Source organism: Janthinobacterium sp. JC611 (assembly GCF_018682595.1).
Taxonomy (GTDB): Bacteria; Pseudomonadota; Gammaproteobacteria; order Burkholderiales; family Burkholderiaceae_D; genus Janthinobacterium.
The window spans coordinates 262562-279554 of record NZ_JAFLJN010000034.1 but is presented as its reverse complement, the minus strand read 5'-3'; the positions used below and the strand labels follow the sequence as shown (position 1 = coordinate 279554).

Genomic DNA, 16993 nt, shown 5'->3' with positions numbered 1-16993 from the left:
TGGATTCAAACGACACGAATGCCTCCTTTGATAATGGGTGTTTTCGACCTTGAGATGTCGGTAGCTCGCGACATTGGTCATGAGATTTGGCGAATAGAGCGGGATCAACATCTGTAAGCGGCCGCTTTGGGGCGAAAGCAGCCGACCACAAAAGGCCCTGCTCGGCGCAAGTAAGCCATGCGCCAAGGTCCCTTCCAGGCGGGCAACGGTGTTTGACGCCGCCGGTACAGTGCTGCGACAGGACGAACGCTGGACGCCATCCAGTGTCACTCCAGTACCGGTAACTGTCTCGCAATGGCAGGCTACACATCAGGGATCGAACAGCAGTAACTTCCCTGTTCACGGTTCCGGCATCAGCGGCTCGATGCCATCTTCCGTGTACGATATCCTGGCGGAATTCCCCGTACACTCCCCCTGCGGCTCGTCCGCCACATAGCGGCACTCGCTTTCCACGCTGCCATCTTCCCGCCAGTGCCGGGTCCAGCCTTGGCGCTCGCCATCGGCGTATTCGATCAGCTGCCTCGGTTTGCCATCGGCGTACCAGGAACGCAGCGCGCCGTCCTCGCGGCCGCCCGCGTTCCACTGTTTCTGCACGATCAATACGCCGGCCCGGCTGAAGCGCTGTTCGCTGCGCAGCACGTAATGGCCGCTGTGCGTGCGCTTGCTGGCGACTTTACCGTCCGGGAAATATTCGACGCTGTCGCCGGCGGGCTTGCCGTCAACGTAGTTGGCGGTGCGCTGCACCTTGCCATCCGGGAAATAGCTGGTGCTGGGGCCCGTCATGATGCCGTTGACATATTGCCTGCGGCTTTGCACGGCGCCGTCCGGATAGAACAGCAGCAGTTCGTCCGGCTGGCCCTTGACCTTCGTCGTTCGCGTGCGCAGCTTGCCATCCGTGTCGAAGGTTTCCACCACGCCATCGGCGTGCACCTGGTCGTGGGACTGGCCCGCCGCGCTTTCCTGCACCCCATTGCGCCAGCTGGCGCGCAAGGCCAGCTGGCCATCCGGGCGATACTGCGTCTGCACACCCTCCCGCACGCCGCGCCCATCCTGCTCCACCTGCATCTCAACTTGTCCATGCGGGTAATACATGCTGTAGTTGCCCACCAGTTTGCCGCGCAGGTAATCGGGGGCGTCGACCTGACCCGACAGCCGCTTCGGCTCGCCTTCGCGCACGTGCACCACGTCGACTTGCCAGGTGCCCGGTGCCTTGCCGGGCGGCAGCGGCAGCACGAGCGCATAACGCGCGCTTTCCATGGCTTCGCCGCCTGACAAGTTATGGTTCAGGTAGAGCCGCGCCTTGCCGTCGGCACAGTGCGCATCGCAGCCGCGCAGCATGTGGATGACGGGGATGGCCTCGGCCTCGGCGCCTGTCCGCTCGGGCGCCGGGCAGGCGCGCAGGCGCACGAGCAAGGGATTCCTGTCGCGTATCATGTTGGCCAGCTCGGCCTTCATGACGCCATACTGCTCCTCGCTCAGTCCCATCGACGCCGCATCCATGCGCAACTGCCTGCCGCCGCAGCCCGTGTCCTCGGCCACGGTCAGCACATCGCCGCCGGGCGCGGCCGTGATCGCCGTGGCCACTTGCCGCTGCACGATCTCGGCCTGGGCCAGCGCCGGCAACAACAGCATGGCGCCAAGCACCTGCTTCACAAGGCGCGCCATGCTTGCTCCTTGCGCAATAGTTCCGGCGCCGGCGGCGCTTCGCCGCAGTCGCCCTGCGCCTTGCCGGCCACATACCGGCATTCATTCTTCAGGCTGCCATCCTCGCGCCAGCTGCGGCTCCAGCCATCGCGCCGGTCGTTCACGTACTCGATGGCATGCTCGGGCTTGCCATTTTCATACCACGAACGCGACGTGCCCTGCTCGCGCAACTGCTTGTCCCAGTTGCGCTCCAGCACCAGCACGCCCTGCGGGCTGTAGCGCTGGATGCTCAGCAGCCCGCCTTTGTCGCCATAGTGCTGGCGGCTTTGCACCTTGCCGTCCGGGTAGAATTCCATTGCCACGCCCGTGGGCAGGTCGTCGACCTGCGTCATCCTGGCCCGCACGGCGCCGTCCGGGTAGTAATTCGTGCTCACGCCATTGAACTTGCCGTGCTGCATTTCCGCGCGACTGGATATTTTTCCATCCGGGAAGTACGTGAGCATCTCGCCTGCCATCTTGCCATCGCGCAGCACATAGCTGGTGCTCAGCTTGCCATTGTCGTCAAAAGTCTGCACGGGCCCGTCCACGCGCTTGCCCTCGCGATACACGCTGGCCTCGCGCAGCTGGCCCGTGGCGTGAAATTGCTGATGCGTGCCCTCCGGCAAGCCATGGCGCCAGTTGCCACGGGATTCCAGGCTGCCGTCCGCGCGATACAGGCTGGTGACGCCATCCTGCCGTCCCTGCCCATCCTGCGCCACCTGTTTCTCGATCTTGCCATTCGGATAATACGTGACATAACCGCCCACCAGTTCACCGGAGGCATAATCGGCCCGGTTGACCTGGCCGGACAGGCGCAGCTTGCGCCCCGCCACGCTATAAACGTCCACCTTCCACGTGCCAGGCTGCTTGCCTATCGGCAAGGGCAACAGCAGCACATTGGGCGCGTTTTCCTGCTCGACGGGATAGAAACGCTCGTGCAGGTACAATCGCGCCCGGCCATCGGCGCAGGCGACCGGGGTGCAGGCGGCAATCTGGCGCGCGATGGGCACGCTCGCATCGTCCGGGCATTTTTTCAGGGTGACGAGCATGGGCGTCCTGGCGCGCATGCGTTCGGCAAGCCGGACTTTCAGCGCTTCGTACGGCGCCTCGTCCAGGTTCACCGAGCGCGCATCCATGCGTATCTGCTTGCCGCCGCAAGCCGTCGTGCCCGCAATCGTGTACACATCGCCGCCTTCGCTATCCGGCTCGCCGGCGATGGCTGTCACCACCTGGCGCTGCACGATGTCCGCCTGCGCCATGGCTGAATACAGCAAGGACGCGCCCAGCGCGGCGCATATCGTCTTGATTTTCATGCTATTCCTCTAATGTTCCGCCGTCACGGCGATACCGCCCGGCACGAAGCTGACCCGGCCATCGCGGTAGCGCACCAGCACCACCACCTTGGCATCCTGCAACTGACCTTGCTGCACGGCCGGAAGATAAGTCCAGCGCTTCACGCTATCGAGCAGCACCTTGTTGAGCATCGGTTCCATCGGCAATTCCGCCGCCGCATGCATCAGGCTGCCGTCGGCGGCAATCGACAGGATCAAGCGATTCTCGCCCGTCGCGTGCTTGGCATCGAGCACGCCATAGTCGACCGTCGTCATCGCCTCGCGCTGCACGCCGCCGACCTGGTCCCGCAGGGGTGGCATGGCCTGCAGTTTTTGCGCCAGCAGCGCGCCATCGGCCAGCGTCTTGTCCCAGCGCTTCTGGTAGGCGCCCGGTTGCGCCAGGCGCAGCACCTTGGCGGTCAGGTCCATGCGCTGCATCGTGCGCGCGACGCCATTGTCGGCCGGCTCGCCCGGGTCCGCCGGCAAGGCGTTCTGCACGGCATGGTGGTAAGCCGTCAGCCGCGCCAGCGCCACCAGATTGACGGCATCGCGCTCGTCGGCGCCGCGCAGCTGTGCGGCGGCCGCGATGCCCAGCCAGGCCGCGCCATCGGTCGGGCGCGCCCACAAGGCTTGTTCGAAGTACTGGCGCGCCGCCTGCGGTTCGTTCAGGCTCAGGTGCATACGGCCCATGGCCGCCGCCACCAGATGGTCGCGCGGATTGGCTTGCAGCAGATCAAGATAGCTGGCGACCAGCGCCGGCTCATAGCCGGGCACCCAGCCCAGGCCTTCCAGCAACGAGGCGCGCAGCTGCGCCTGCGTGCGGTCGCCGCCGTAGGCGGACAGCTTTTCCTCGCCTGCCCGGTACAGCAGTTGCAAGCCCCGCGTGACGGCATCATCGTCGCCCTGGCTGATGGCTAGCGACAGCTTGCGCACGGCCTTGCGCGCATCTGACGGCTGGAAACCGGCCGCCTTGCGCGGACGCCAGCTGAATACTTCCAGGCCAGCCGCCTGGTCCGCTTGCGCCTGCAAGCTGGCCTTGTCCTTCACCTCATCGGGCGACGAGGTCCAGGCCGTAAAGCCGATCAGGAACAGCACGATCAAGAGCACCACCACGCCCCAGCCCTTGCCGCTGATGGCGCGGCCCGTGTTGCCGACGATGGGGATGGCGACGGGCGCCTGCCCCGGCGCCGTGCGGCGCGCGCTGCGCTGCCGCGGCAAGGAAATCTGTTGCTGCTGCGCCTGCACGGAGGCTTGCGCGGCCGCGACGATGACCTTGTCGCGCGCGCAGGCGGCGCAGCCCAGCCCGGCAAAATGCTGGTGTTCGGCGTTCACGGCGCACACGACCAGCTTGCCGCCGCTGCGCTGCGCATAGCCGCGCAGCAATTGCGCCCAGTCGGCCGCCGATGGCCGCTGGGGCTTGGGCGATGGCGAAAAGGCGCGGTCGAACATGGCGCGCAGCTCGGGCGGCATCAGCGCATGGCCGCTGGTGGCGTTCGGCGCCAGCTGCTTGTGGCGCTTGACGCCATACGCATAACAGCCGTCGCGGATGCGCCCGGGAATGTCGGTCGCCACTTGCGCATTGCCGGGCCGCCCGCTGTACGGGTGGATGCCAAAGTTGAGCAACTGGAAGATGACGACGGCCAGGGCGTAGCGGTCTTGCGCCATTTCCGTGCCCGCGGGCATGCCCTTGCGCTGGAATTCCGGCGCCAGGTAGTCGGCCGTGAATTGCTCGGCAGGAAAACGCTCCGCATGACCCTGGATGCTGAAGCCGTCGCAATCGAGCATGGCGATGTACAGCGAATCGCGGTAAAAGCGCAGATTCACGGGTTTCAAATCGACCACGTAATGCTGCTGCTGGTGCAGCGCATCGATGACGGCGGCCAGGTTGGCGGCCAGGGTCAGCTTGGGACCGAGTCCCGTGGGCAGGCCGGCCGCGCGCGCTTGCCGCTCCTGCATGATGTGTTCCAGCTCGGCCGTTTGTGCCATGTCCAGCAAGGGCATGACGAAGCCGGCGAAGCCACCCTGGCCGTCGAACACGGCCGCCTGCGGCCAGGCGATCTGCACGTAGCGCTTACCGTTTTCCACTTGATCGGGCAGCTCGGGCGACAGTTCCAGCATCGCTTCGAGCTTGCGCCGGTTGGCGGCCCGGTCCAGGTGCGGGTGGTACAGCTTGGCGACCTGCGCGGGCGCGCCGGGCAACAGATACACGCTGCCCGCGCCGCCGCTCTTGATCAGCTTGCCGAGCACCAGCGCGCGTACCTTGTCCAGCCAGATTTTTCCACCCGGACTCAGGCCGGGCGTCACACCCTGCTTCTTGCTCATGCGCGCAAGGCCAGCAGCAGGGTCTTGTCATCGCCCGTGATCTGATGCGTGCGCGGGTCGGCCAGGGTGGACGCCAGCGCCGTATTGCCCAACTCCACGCTCTCGACCGTGCGCAGATAGCCTTGCACGGCATCCATGAACGGCGCGTACAAGCCCCCATTGTTCTTGCTCATGGCAAAGGGCATGCAGCCATCCGACATCAGCACGACGCCGCGCACTGGCGGAGAAATCGGCAGCAGGCGCAGCTGTTCGCGCCAGCGCTCGCCGCTAATAAAATAGGTTTCGTTCGCGTATTCGCCGTTGGCGGGCAGCGAGATGCGTTCGCCGCCATCGCCCAGCTGCGCCACGCCCAGGCCGTCGCCCAGGTGGAAGAAAAATCCCGTATCCGGCCCCATCACCACGCCCACCACCGTGCAGGCGTAGTCGTCGAGGGTGGCGTCGGCGGCGCGGGCGATGTCGTCCAGCGCGGCGCGGATCTGCGCCAGGGTGCCGGCCAGCGCGCCGTCGTGCAGATCCTGCACGGTGGCGCCCTGCTCCAGCCGCCCGGACAGCGCCTGCACCGTGTGCGTGGCAAGGAACTGCGCGCCCTGTTCGCTGAGCCTGGCCGAACCGGCGCCATCGCAGACGATGGCGACCAGCACGTCATTCACGACGGCGTGCGCGTGCGCATCCTGGCAAGCGATGGCTTTATCCAGGTGGGCCTTGCCCGTGACGGACGCGCCGAACACGCGCCAGATATTCTGTACTGCAGTCATGGATCAGCGGGCTTTCACGTATTCACGACCGACCAGCCGTCCGTCGAGGCCAGCTGCGCCTGCGCGCCGGGACGCGATTGCGACACCACTTGCATGCTGGCGCTCAGCCACAGGAACAGTTCGCGGAACTGCAAGCCTTTCAGCTGCTTCACGCCGCGCTCGCCCCGGCTGGAGAATTCGCCCAGGGAATCGATATTCGCATGGTCGCCCACGGCGATGGGGAAGATCGCCACTTTATTCGCCTGCTCGGCCGCGCGCGCCTGTTCGGCGCCGTGCTGCCAGCGGTCCGTCGGTTCGCCGTCCGACATCAAGAACAGCCACGGCCGCGTGTAAGCCACACCCGCCTGGCGGAAACGCTGCTTTTCCTGCTCGATTTCGGCCAGGGCCAGTTCCACGGCCGCGCCGGTCGGCGTGGTGCCGTTGGCGGCCAGGACGGGCGCCGTGAAATCCATGGCGTCGCACCAGTTGCTGGCCACCACGGCTTCATCGTGCGCGCCATACTGAATCACCAGGATGCGCACGCGCTTGGCGGCGATCACGTCGGCTTTCAATTCCTGTTCCAGCAAGGCAAGGCCTTCGTTGAGCAGCGCGACGGGTTCGCCGTCCATGCTGCCGGAGCAGTCGAGCACGAGCACCAGCGGCGTGCGTTGTTCGGTGTTGTCGACCAGGGCGACGTCGGGGATCATTATGGAACTCATGGGCAATCGGTAAATGTGAAATCGGACATAGTGCGAATCTTACATCATGGCCGTGATTTAGCCGCGCGAGTTTCCTACAGAACACTATTCGGGAGGATAGGCGTGAACCATTGCAGCACTGATGTCTTTGTACTATCTTGATAGTTGCCCAGGACAGATGGCAGCGACCAACCCCTCCTCACAAAGGTGGCGCGGATCGCTGCGCAAGACCGCCCTTACCCAGTTCCGCACCTGCACGCCTGCGGCACACTGATGTAATCGGGCAATGGGAGCAAGCATGGGTACGGCAACAGAGGTGGGCAAACTGATCGGCGCCATGTACGACGCCGCCTGCGGCATGGGCGCGTGGCCGCAGCTCGACGGCGCTGGCCTGAATGGCCAGCAATGGCAGGAACTCTTGCCGCATCTGCAACGCGCGCTGTGCCTGCAGCAGCGCCTGCGCGAAGCCCAGCTGGCCAGCCACTGCGCGCTGGCGGCGCTCGACGCCATGGGCGCCGCCGTGCTGGTGCTCGATGCCAACCTCGGCTTGCGCTTCGCCACCCCCGCCGGACACGCCCTGCATGCGGCGCAACTGGAACACACGACCCCGCCCGCCCTGGTGCGCGCCGTGCGCCTGGTGATCGCCGGCGACGGTGGCGCGGCGCCATGCCAGTCGCTGCGCCTGGCGCGCAAGCAGCAAGCGCCGCTGGCCCTGACCGTCAGCGCGCTGGCCGATTGCCAGCCCGCCTGTGCGCTGGTGATTGCACGCGACCCCACAAAAACGTGCACGTCCGTCCCGGCCCTGCGCCAGCTGTTCGACTTGACGCAAGCCGAGGCGCAAGTGGGCAAGGCGCTGGCGCAAGGGGCCACCATCGAAGAAATCGCCGCGCAGGGCGGCATCAGCGTCAACACCGTCAAGACGCACCTGCACCACACCTATTTAAAGACCGATACGCGGCGCCAGGGCGAGCTGATCGCGCTGATCCACGGCGCGACGGCGCACCTGGCCATCCTCGATGCATGAGGCCGTGTCATCCGATCGGATGATGCGCGGTGCATCTTGCCTGCCTACACTGGCAAGACCGGTAGCCCGCACCTTGCCAGAGTGTCGGCAGCGTGGCGGATCTGCCGGCGCGTTTTCCCTGGCACCGACAACAACATCGCCGCGCCGGCAGCGGACGGCACCAAAGTTCAAGGATGGGTAAAAAAATGAAAACATGGATCTTGGCCGGCACCCTGGGCGTCTGCGCCCTGCTGGCAAATGCACAAACGCTCCCCGACAGCCAGACCGTCGTCGTTCCCGGCGGACGCCTGCACACGATAGAACTGCCGGCACACAGGCATTTCATGAGTGCCGAGACGTTTGCCCCGTTCCGCGGCGGCTATGAGCTGTCGAACGGCCAGACACTCTACCTGCGCAATGCGGGCAGCATCGGCGCCTTGATGTATGCGCGCATCGATGACCAGGAAGAGCACCGCATCATCGCCACCGGCAACGACAGCTTCGTGGCGCTCGACCGGCAACTGGCGATGCGCATCGACTTGCGCGACGACGGCAGCGTGGGCGGCGAAGTGCTGATGCGGGTACCGGCCGAAAAACTGGCCAGCGGCGAAATCGTGCCCGCCCATGTGCAAAGCATGGGCCTGGCATCGCGCTGAGGCGGCGAGCGGCATGCCGCATGGATGGCAGCGATGAGCAAACAGTATTCCGTGCAACAGCAAATCGCGCTGACCCAGGCCGCCATCAAGAAGACGGCGGCCTGGTGGCGCGCCCGCCCCCTGCCCGACGCCTTGCGCCAGTGCGCGGCCAGCCATGGCGTGACGCTCGATGCGGCCCTCGTGCTCGACCTGCAGCTGGCCTGGCCCGACATGCCCGCCGTGTACGGCAAGCTGCTGAGCCCCGACGGCCACTTCATCCACTTCGAGATGGACCTCGACGACGACTTGCGGCCCTTGCCCGGCAGCGTGGCGTGGGATGACATCAGCGCGCGCTACGACCTGGCCGCACACAAACGGAGCAAGGGCGTGCGGTACGGCGAACTGTGCAAGCAAGTGCTGCAGGAATTGAATCGCGGCGCGTGCTAGCGGAACCGCCGCCGGCGCATGCTATGATCGGCGCCCCGTTCATGAGACAAATGGCAACGCTACATGCAGCATCCATCCGGCAACAACCCGATCCCGGCGCTGCTGCGCCGCGTCCTGCGCCTGCTGGCCTGGCCCTTGCTGGCCCTGGTCAGCGCCGCCTGCACCACCACACGCCATCCTGCCAGCGAGCCCACGCAAGTCATCCTGCGCTTTACCTTTGACGATGGCAAGCCGATGCGGCATGAAGATCACATGGTCATGGCGCGCCAAGAAACGTATACCAAGTACTGCAGCAAGATAGGCAGCACCAGTGTCTGCGATGTCGGCATCGACATACTGTATGCAAGCGCCGACGCGCCGCTCGATGCCACTGGCGAAGTGCGCGTCACCCTGCGTTCGACCGGCCCCATTGGCGACCTGCCGACCGAACGCTGCATCAATGGCAAGTCCTACCTGTTTCATTCCGGCGACTGGGTACGCGGTCCGTTTCACCATGGGCAGGTGATCGAGATCCGCTACAAGATAAGTGCATTGAAGACGGCATGCCCGAGGTCGGAGAGCGCGCCGCCGTGGTGGGACAAGGATTAAGCTAGCCAGTCCCAGCCGGGGCCGGCTGGCTTGGCGCTTACTGCAGCTCGAACTCCGCCGGAGTCAAGCCCAGTTCGCGCGCGATCTTGCCGGCCACGCGCCGCTCGTTGGCGTCGAAATTGCCGTCCGACGAAGCGACGGCGATAATCATGCGCACCAGCAAGCGCGACGCCTCCACGTTCGACTTCATCTTGCCCAGCGCCTGATACGCCTTGGCTTCGCCGATATCCTTGTCGAACTCCAGCTGGCCCACATAGTCCTGGAAAGCCTTGATCACGTCCGTGGTGCTGAACACGGACAGCGCGTCATTGCTCTCAATAAACTTCACCATCTTCTGCTTCTCTTCCGCACTGACGCTGCCGTCGGCCATGGCGATCAAGGCCGACCCCGCCATCGCGGCGTTCAGGAAATCCTTGTTCTTGTACTTCAGTGCCTCGGTTTTCAGCTCGCTGGCTTTGCTCTTCAGTTTGGACAGAAAGGAATCGAAACTCATGGCGGTTCTCCTGGTTGGTTCGGATGAGGCAGCACTACAGGCTACCACATCACCTAGTTGGTGGCGCGGGGGTGGATTGCAAGCGATGCAAGCATGCCTTGCCTCCGCTGACCGCATGGTCCACCCCACAGGCAAAAAGCCGGGGTCAGACCCGAAGGGTCTGACCCCAGTTTCTGCCTTGGGGTGAAATTCAGTCAACGCCACACAAACCAACACAAAATCCCAATCACATAAAATTATCTTCTTTGCAGTTGAAAAATAAGTAACTTCATGGCAGCATGGAATTACATTTTCTTTACTGCAAGGTTGTGATGGACAAGCAATTGCTGTTGATTTGCGCACTGACGTTCATCATCCACATCATCGGCACCCTCGCCTACTCCGTGCGCATCGCCGGCATCCGCACGCGGCGCATCGCCGTGTCCCTGGCCCTGTTCAGCATCCTGATGCTGCTGTCGCGCACCTCGAATTCGTTTTTGGGACCGTTCCTCGCCAAGCGCGTGGAAACGGGCATCGACCAGCACGTGGCCGCCAGCACGCTATTGCTCGACTTCCGCTGGCTGCTGTTCTCCGCCAGTTTGGCGACGATTGTCGGAGCGATAAATGACTGCTTCAAGGATAGCGTCTCTTACATTCAGGAGTCAGTGAATAGCCTTACTTCAGTGTACGTCAGAAATCAACTAAATAGGTTTCCCAGAATGAAGCCACCTTAAGCACATTGCGCTCCAACGTCATCGGTAGTGCTTCATTATTGACTGCAGTTCTTATCGCTTCGCGCATGACACGCACTATTGATGAAAATTGCGACTAGAATTTTTCAAGAAAACAGATTCATAACTATAAAATCTACGACCACTGAATTAAAAAACAAAACCACTCATTCATATCATTAAAAATATATCTGAAAGTAAATATGCCAGATTTTTCCGCAGCCATCGCACTTCTTAGAAAACCTATAGAAGACTTATATTCATCAAGTTCTGGATTAGTAAAGGAAAAAATTTCCATCTTGAGGACAGCCTCAAAAATGAACGGGCTACATAAAAAATTATGGGAAAGTCAGAGAGTTAAAACAATTTGGCACACCGACAGGCCATTAAGTTTAAGTACATTTTTTTATCCTGTATCTGTATCCAACGAAGATAACGAAGGAAGTACTAAGCTCACTTCGCTAGAAAACCTAGAAAACAATCACAACATTATTTTTGGAACAGTGGGCCAAGGCAAGTCAATTCTAATGCGCTACCTACTTGGGAGAGAAATTCGCAGTGGCGTTAGAGTTCCAGTTTTCTGCGAATTACGCAATGTAGAAGAAAAATCACTTTTTTCTTATTTAACCGAAAGATTTTCATTATTGCTTGGAATTAAAACCGACATTGAATTAATGACACATTTTGCCGAGAAAGGAAAAATATCATTTCTATTAGATGGGTTTGATGAAATTGATGCAATTAATGTACAAAAGACTCTAGTAGAAATAGACGATTTATCATACAAATTCCCAATGTGTAGAATTGTTTTAAGTTCGCGACCAGATACAGAATGTAAAAATCTATCAAATTTCTATGCCAACAGAATTTCCCCATTAGAAAATGAAGATCTTTTTGGGTTTTATAAAAAAATAACTAAAGACGAAGAATTCACAAACAGACTTGTAAATGCGATTACCGCATCACCCGTTAAAATTAAAGAACTTGTAAAAACACCTCTCCTTGCAACACTATTGGCAATTTCTTATCAAACGGCGCATAAAATACCTCTTGATTTCGCAGAATTCTATGATGAACTTTTTCAAATATTATTAGTCCGCCATGATGGTTCAAAACTAGGCTGGAGGCGACAACGAAAAACAAAGTTAAATGATCGTGAAATTCAGCAAATATTTGAAGCTTTTTGCTTTGCCACAAGACGTCGTCAAACCATCACATTAGATCGAGAGAACGCATATCAATTTGCAATTGAAAGCATCAGGGAATGTGATGTAACAAGTGATCCACAGGGGTTTATTGAGGATGTTAAAAACATAACATGCTTACTAGTAGACGAGGCAAAAAAAATAAATTTTGTTCACGCTAGTGTCCAAGAATTTTTTGCTGCACGGTACATTAAAACAAGAACAGAACCTGTTGCAGAAAAATTCTATAGCCAACTCTTAGCCGGGAAGTGGGCAAATTGGATGGAGGAAATTCAGTTTTTAAGACAAATTGATACGCATCGCTCGACAAAATATTTCATACTACCAGACATAGAAAAAACGATTAAAGACATTCTTTTTACAAGCGAGAAAATAACCAAAGATACAATAGACAACTATTTAAAGACATTACTAGTAAAGAAAAGAATAACCTTGCGGGATGGAGTATCTGCGGAAAACTACTACATTGACAAAAAGCAACGAGTTAACACATACCACTATCAAATAATTAACACTAAAATATATTCGATACTATTTAGACAAAATTTTCCTGGTGAAAATAATTGGAGAAGTGGCTTTCAACAACAACCTGAAAAAACAACCCGATCATATTTTGAAATATGCATTGATAAAGGACCAGCAAGTTACGCAAAAGTTTCAGAGGTTGCGGCGATTTGGATAACGCAGCAAATGAGAGAAAAATTACACATGCTAAATTCAATAAGGAAAAATGAAAGCCCAAGTCAATTTATCGATTTATAGTTCGATAGATGAGTTTTACTAACGAAAATCGAGAAAAATAAAATTTCCGCAACAACCAACAATATCATAAGTTAATTAAATATCAAAAAAGCCGCTGTCTCCCGACAGCGGCTCTCTCATTCCTCCCCCAGCAACAGCGCCCTGAACTCCAGCGCTACCCTGCAAGCGAGCTAATTACCCCACAAACTTCCGTGCATTCCTGAACATGCGCATCCATGGCGAATCCTCGCCCCATGCTTCAGGGTGATACGACTGCTGGACTGACCGGAACACACGCTCCGCGTGCGGCATCAGCACGGTGAAGCGGCCGTCTGGCGTGGTGACGGAGGTGATGCCTTCCGGCGAGCCGTTCGGGTTGTATGGATACGCTTCGGTAGCAAAGCCCTTGTTGTCGACGAAGCGCATGGCTTTGGTGACCTGGGTGATGTCGCCCGTTTGCGAGAAGTCGGCGTAGCCTTCGCCGTGGGCGATGGCGATGCCGGCTTGCGTGCCGGCCATGCCGTTGAAGAAGATCGATGGGGATGCCATCACTTCGACCATGGCAAAGCGGCCTTCGAATTTCTCCGACTTGTTGCGCGTGAATTTAGGCCAGGCGTGGGCGCCAGGGATGATGGATTTCAGGTTGCTCATCATCTGGCAGCCGTTGCAAATGCCCAGGCCAAAACTGTCCGTGCGGTTGAAGAAGCGCGCGAACTGTTCCGCCAGGCTGGCGTTGAACAGAATGGTTTTCGCCCAGCCTTCGCCCGCGCCCAGCACGTCGCCGTACGAGAAGCCGCCCACGGCGATGACGCCCTGGAAGTCGTCCAGCTTCACGCGGCCCGCGATCAGGTCGCTCATGTGCACGTCGACTGCCGTGAAACCTGCCTGGTGCATGACGTAGGCCGTCTCGATGTGCGAGTTGACGCCCTGCTCGCGCAGGATGGCGACGCGCGGACGCACGCCCGTGGCGATGAATGGCGCGGCGATGTTCTCGTTCTGGTCGAAGGTGACGATAGGCGACATGCCCGGATCTTGCACATCCAGCAGGCGGTCGTATTCGGCGTCCGCGCAGGCAGGATTGTCGCGCAGGCGGGCGATGCGCCAGCTCGTTTCGCTCCACAGGCGGTGTAGTTCCGCGCGCGGCTGGGTGTAAATCAGCTTGGCGTCGCGCGTGAATTCGATCACGTCGCGGTCGTTCAATTTGCCGATGATATGGCTGCAGGCGCCCAGATTAAACGTGCGCAGCACGTCCATGACGAGCGATTTTTCTTCCGCGCGCACCTGGATCACGGCGCCCAGCTCTTCGCTGAACAAGGCGCGCAGGGTCAGTTCGTTGCGGCGTTCCGCTACCTGGCCGGCCCAGTTCTTGGCGTCGCCCCAGTCGCTCGCATGCTCGCCTTCCATGGTCAGCATGTCCAGGTTGACGGACATGCCCGTGTGGCCGGCGAAGGCCATTTCCGTCAGGGTGGCGTACAGGCCGCCATCCGAACGGTCATGGTAGGCCAGCAGCTTGTCGTCGCTGTTCAGTTTTTGAATCGCGGCGAAGAAGCCTTTCAAGTCTTCCGCGCTGTCCACGTCCGGCGTGGCGTTGCCCAGCTGGCCCATGACTTGTGCCAGTGCCGAAGCACCCAGGCGGTTCTTGCCGCGGCCCAGGTCGATCAGGATCAAGGACGTGTCGCCCTGGTCCGTCTTCAGCTGCGGCGTGAGCGACTTGCGCACGTCCGTCACCGGCGCGAACGAGGAGACGATCAAGGATACCGGCGACGTGACGGATTTCGCCGCGCCCGTGCCCTCGTCTTTCCACGTCGTGCGCATCGACAGCGAATCCTTGCCGACGGGGATGCTGATGCCCAGCGCCGGACACAGGTCCATGCCGACGGCTTTCACCGTGTCGTACAGGGCCGCGTCCTGGCCAGGCTGGCCGCAAGCGGCCATCCAGTTGGCGGACAATTTGATGTCGGAGATGTCGGCAATCGCCGCGGCGGCGATGTTGGTGACGGCTTCGCCCACGGCCATGCGGCCGGAAGCTGCTGCGTCGATGACGGCCAGCGGCGTGCGTTCGCCCATGGCCATCGCTTCGCCCAGATAACCCTCGAAGCTCATGGTGGTGACGGCGCAATCGGCCACCGGCACTTGCCATGGTCCCACCATTTGGTCGCGCACGGTCATGCCGCCCACGCTGCGGTCGCCGATGGTGATCAGGAAGGATTTGTCGGCCACGGTCGGCAGCAGCAGCACTTTTTGCGCCACGTCCACCAGGTCCATGCCGGTCAGGTCGATGGCCGGGAAATCGTTGGCCACGTGGACCACGTCGCGCTGCATCTTGGGCGGCTTGCCCAGCAAGACGTCCATCGGCATGTCGACCGGCTCGTTGCCCAGTTCCGGGTCGATCAATTTCAGTTGACGCTCTTCGGTGGCCACGCCCACGGCGGCGAACAGGCAGCGTTCGCGTTCGCACATGGCTTTGAACAGGGGCAGGTTTTCCGGCGCGATGGCCAGGACGTAGCGTTCCTGCGATTCATTGCTCCAGATTTCCTTCGGCGCCATGCCCGATTCTTCCAGCGGGATCTTGCGCAAGTCGAAAATCGCGCCGCGCTTGGCGTCGTTGGTGATTTCCGGGAAAGCGTTCGACAAGCCGCCCGCACCCACGTCGTGGATGGAGATGATCGGATTGTCCGCGCCCATCTGCCAGCAGGCGTTGATGACTTCCTGGGCGCGGCGTTCCATTTCCGGATTGCCGCGCTGGACGGAATCAAAATCCAGGTCGGCCGTGTTGCTGCCGGTGGTCATCGACGACGCGGCGCTGCCGCCCATGCCGATGCGCATGCCAGGGCCACCCAGCTGCACCAGCAGGCTGCCGACGGGGATGTCGTTCTTGTGCGTGTGCTGCGCCGAGATATTGCCGATGCCGCCGGCGATCATGATCGGCTTGTGGTAGCCGAAGACGGCGTCTTTGTCCGTGCCGACGTTCTGTTCATACGTGCGGAAGTAGCCGCCCAATACCGGCCGACCGAATTCGTTCGAGAACGCGGCGCCGCCCAGCGGGCCTTCGATCATGATCTGCAGCGGCGAAGCGATGCGCTCAGGCTTGCCGTATTGCTCGGCGTCCGTGCGCGCTGCCAATGGCGCCGTCACGGAGGCGGCCGTTTCCCAGCTGCGCACGGCGTCCGGCAGCGACAAATTCGATACGGTGAAACCCGTCAAGCCAGCCTTCGGCTTGGCGCCGCGGCCCGTCGCGCCTTCGTCGCGGATCTCGCCGCCCGCGCCCGTGGAGGCGCCGGGGAATGGAGAGATCGCCGTCGGGTGGTTATGCGTTTCCACCTTCATCAGGGTGTGCGTCAGTTCCGTCGACGCCGCGTATTCGTGCTTGTCGCCGCGCGGGTAGAAGCGCGACACGGTGGCGCCTTCCATGATCGAGGAATTGTCGCTGTAGGCGACGACGGTGCCCTTCGGCTGCAGTTCGTGCGTGTTCTTGATCATGCCGAACAAGGACTTGGTCTGCGCCACGCCGTCGATGGTCCAGTCGGCGTTGAATATCTTGTGGCGGCAATGCTCGCTGTTCGCCTGCGCAAACATCATCAGTTCCACGTCCGTCGGGTTGCGGCCGGCCTTGGTGAAGGCGGCGTCCAGGTAGTCGATTTCGTCTTCCGACATCGCCAGGCCCAGTTCGACGTTCGCCGCTTCCAAAGCAGCCTTGCCCCGCCCCAGCAAGTCGATCGATTCCAGAGGACGCGCTTCCAGGGTGCGGAACAGGTCCTTGGCGTCGTCGGCGCTGCGCAGCACGGATTCCGTCATGCGGTCGTGCAGCAGGTCGGCCACGGCTTGTACCTGCTCGTCCGTCAATTTGCCGGCGCCAATCGCGCTGCCCAGGATGCCCGATTTCAGGTTGATGCGGAAAGCGATGCCGCGTTCGACGCGCTTGATGTGCGCCATGCCGCAGTTGTGCGCGATGTCGGTGGCTTTCGAAGCCCACGGCGAAATCGTGCCGAAACGGGGGATGACGAAGAATTCTTCGGCGGCGCCTTCCGTATTGTCGGCCTGGGCCGGCTCGCCGTACGTCAGCAAGGCGCCCAGGCGCGTGCTGTCGTCGTTGCTGAGAGGCGCGCTGGCATCGATGAAATGGACATAGCGTGCTTGTACGGCAACAATCGCAGGCGAGACGGCTTGCAGTTGGCTTAACAGACGGTGGCTACGGAAATGGGACAGGGCATTGGAACCCGGCAGTATCAACATGATTGGAAGGTGGTTGATGCAGCGTGGCTGCGGGTTAAAGGTAGGTATGACAATATCTTTCGTACGGCAAATTTCCTTTGCGCGCATTATACCCGTTTTACCCCTGCCTTATGACCGGAACTTGGGGCTTTGCCCCCCTTTTGCCCCGCAAAGCGGCCATTTTTGACGCG

The 16993-nt window shown here is 60.4% G+C and carries 12 protein-coding genes and 1 pseudogene; 6 read left to right on the top strand and 7 right to left on the bottom strand.

The window, feature by feature from the left end:
- Positions 1-339: 339 nt before the first annotated feature.
- Genes J0O65_RS21750 through J0O65_RS21730 form a run of 5 tightly spaced genes read right to left on the bottom strand, consistent with a single transcriptional unit; the run spans position 340 to position 6789 of the window.
- Positions 340-1665 (bottom strand): toxin-antitoxin system YwqK family antitoxin, encoded by a 1326-nt coding sequence (locus J0O65_RS21750; RefSeq protein ID WP_215409271.1) that lies wholly within the window; start codon positions 1663-1665, stop codon positions 340-342.
- Positions 1650-2996: a toxin-antitoxin system YwqK family antitoxin gene (locus J0O65_RS21745; protein WP_215409270.1), complete on the bottom strand. Its 1347-nt coding sequence runs from the start codon at positions 2994-2996 to the stop codon at positions 1650-1652. The genes J0O65_RS21750 and J0O65_RS21745 overlap by 16 nt, the downstream gene beginning before the upstream one ends.
- A gap of 9 nt (positions 2997-3005) precedes the next feature.
- Positions 3006-5336, bottom strand: a complete 2331-nt coding sequence (locus tag J0O65_RS21740) for a hypothetical protein (RefSeq protein ID WP_215409269.1) — start codon at positions 5334-5336, stop codon at positions 3006-3008.
- On the bottom strand, positions 5333-6091 hold the full coding sequence (locus J0O65_RS21735; protein WP_215409268.1) for a PP2C family serine/threonine-protein phosphatase: 759 nt from the start codon (positions 6089-6091) through the stop codon (positions 5333-5335). The genes J0O65_RS21740 and J0O65_RS21735 overlap by 4 nt, the downstream gene beginning before the upstream one ends.
- Before the next feature lie 14 nt (positions 6092-6105).
- Positions 6106-6789 carry a vWA domain-containing protein gene (locus tag J0O65_RS21730; RefSeq protein ID WP_215409267.1) on the bottom strand — a complete coding sequence of 228 codons (684 nt, stop codon included), beginning with the start codon at positions 6787-6789 and terminating at the stop codon, positions 6106-6108.
- Between the two features lie 277 nt (positions 6790-7066).
- Between J0O65_RS21730 and J0O65_RS21725 the strand changes: the two genes are divergently transcribed.
- The 4 genes from J0O65_RS21725 (at position 7067) to J0O65_RS21710 (ending at position 9441) form a co-directional block, all read left to right on the top strand.
- Positions 7067-7792 carry a helix-turn-helix transcriptional regulator gene (locus J0O65_RS21725; RefSeq protein ID WP_215409266.1) on the top strand — a complete coding sequence of 242 codons (726 nt, stop codon included), beginning with the start codon at positions 7067-7069 and terminating at the stop codon, positions 7790-7792.
- 185 nt (positions 7793-7977) lie between these two features.
- On the top strand, positions 7978-8427 hold the full coding sequence (locus tag J0O65_RS21720) for a hypothetical protein (RefSeq protein WP_215409265.1): 450 nt from the start codon (positions 7978-7980) through the stop codon (positions 8425-8427).
- Between the two features lie 33 nt (positions 8428-8460).
- Entirely contained in the window at positions 8461-8853 is a 393-nt protein-coding gene (locus J0O65_RS21715; RefSeq protein ID WP_215409264.1) for a hypothetical protein, read from the top strand.
- A 63-nt stretch (positions 8854-8916) separates the two neighbouring features.
- Positions 8917-9441 carry a hypothetical protein gene (locus J0O65_RS21710; protein ID WP_215409263.1) on the top strand — a complete coding sequence of 175 codons (525 nt, stop codon included), beginning with the start codon at positions 8917-8919 and terminating at the stop codon, positions 9439-9441.
- 37 nt (positions 9442-9478) lie between these two features.
- On the opposite strand, the gene J0O65_RS21705 is transcribed toward J0O65_RS21710, so the two are convergent.
- Complete coding sequence (locus J0O65_RS21705) at positions 9479-9934, bottom strand: tellurite resistance TerB family protein (protein ID WP_215409262.1); 456 nt, start codon at positions 9932-9934, stop codon at positions 9479-9481.
- 311 nt (positions 9935-10245) lie between these two features.
- Between J0O65_RS21705 and J0O65_RS21700 the strand changes: the two are divergent.
- Both J0O65_RS21700 and J0O65_RS21695 read left to right on the top strand, forming a co-directional pair.
- Positions 10246-10536: pseudogene (locus J0O65_RS21700) on the top strand (lipid II flippase family protein); the annotation flags it as partial.
- A 311-nt stretch (positions 10537-10847) separates the two neighbouring features.
- Entirely contained in the window at positions 10848-12611 is a 1764-nt protein-coding gene (locus J0O65_RS21695) for an NACHT domain-containing protein (protein WP_215409260.1), read from the top strand.
- A gap of 174 nt (positions 12612-12785) precedes the next feature.
- On the opposite strand, the gene purL is transcribed toward J0O65_RS21695, so the two are convergent.
- Positions 12786-16823, bottom strand: a complete 4038-nt coding sequence (gene purL / locus J0O65_RS21690) for a phosphoribosylformylglycinamidine synthase (protein ID WP_215409259.1) — start codon at positions 16821-16823, stop codon at positions 12786-12788.
- Between the last annotated feature and the right edge of the window lie 170 nt (positions 16824-16993).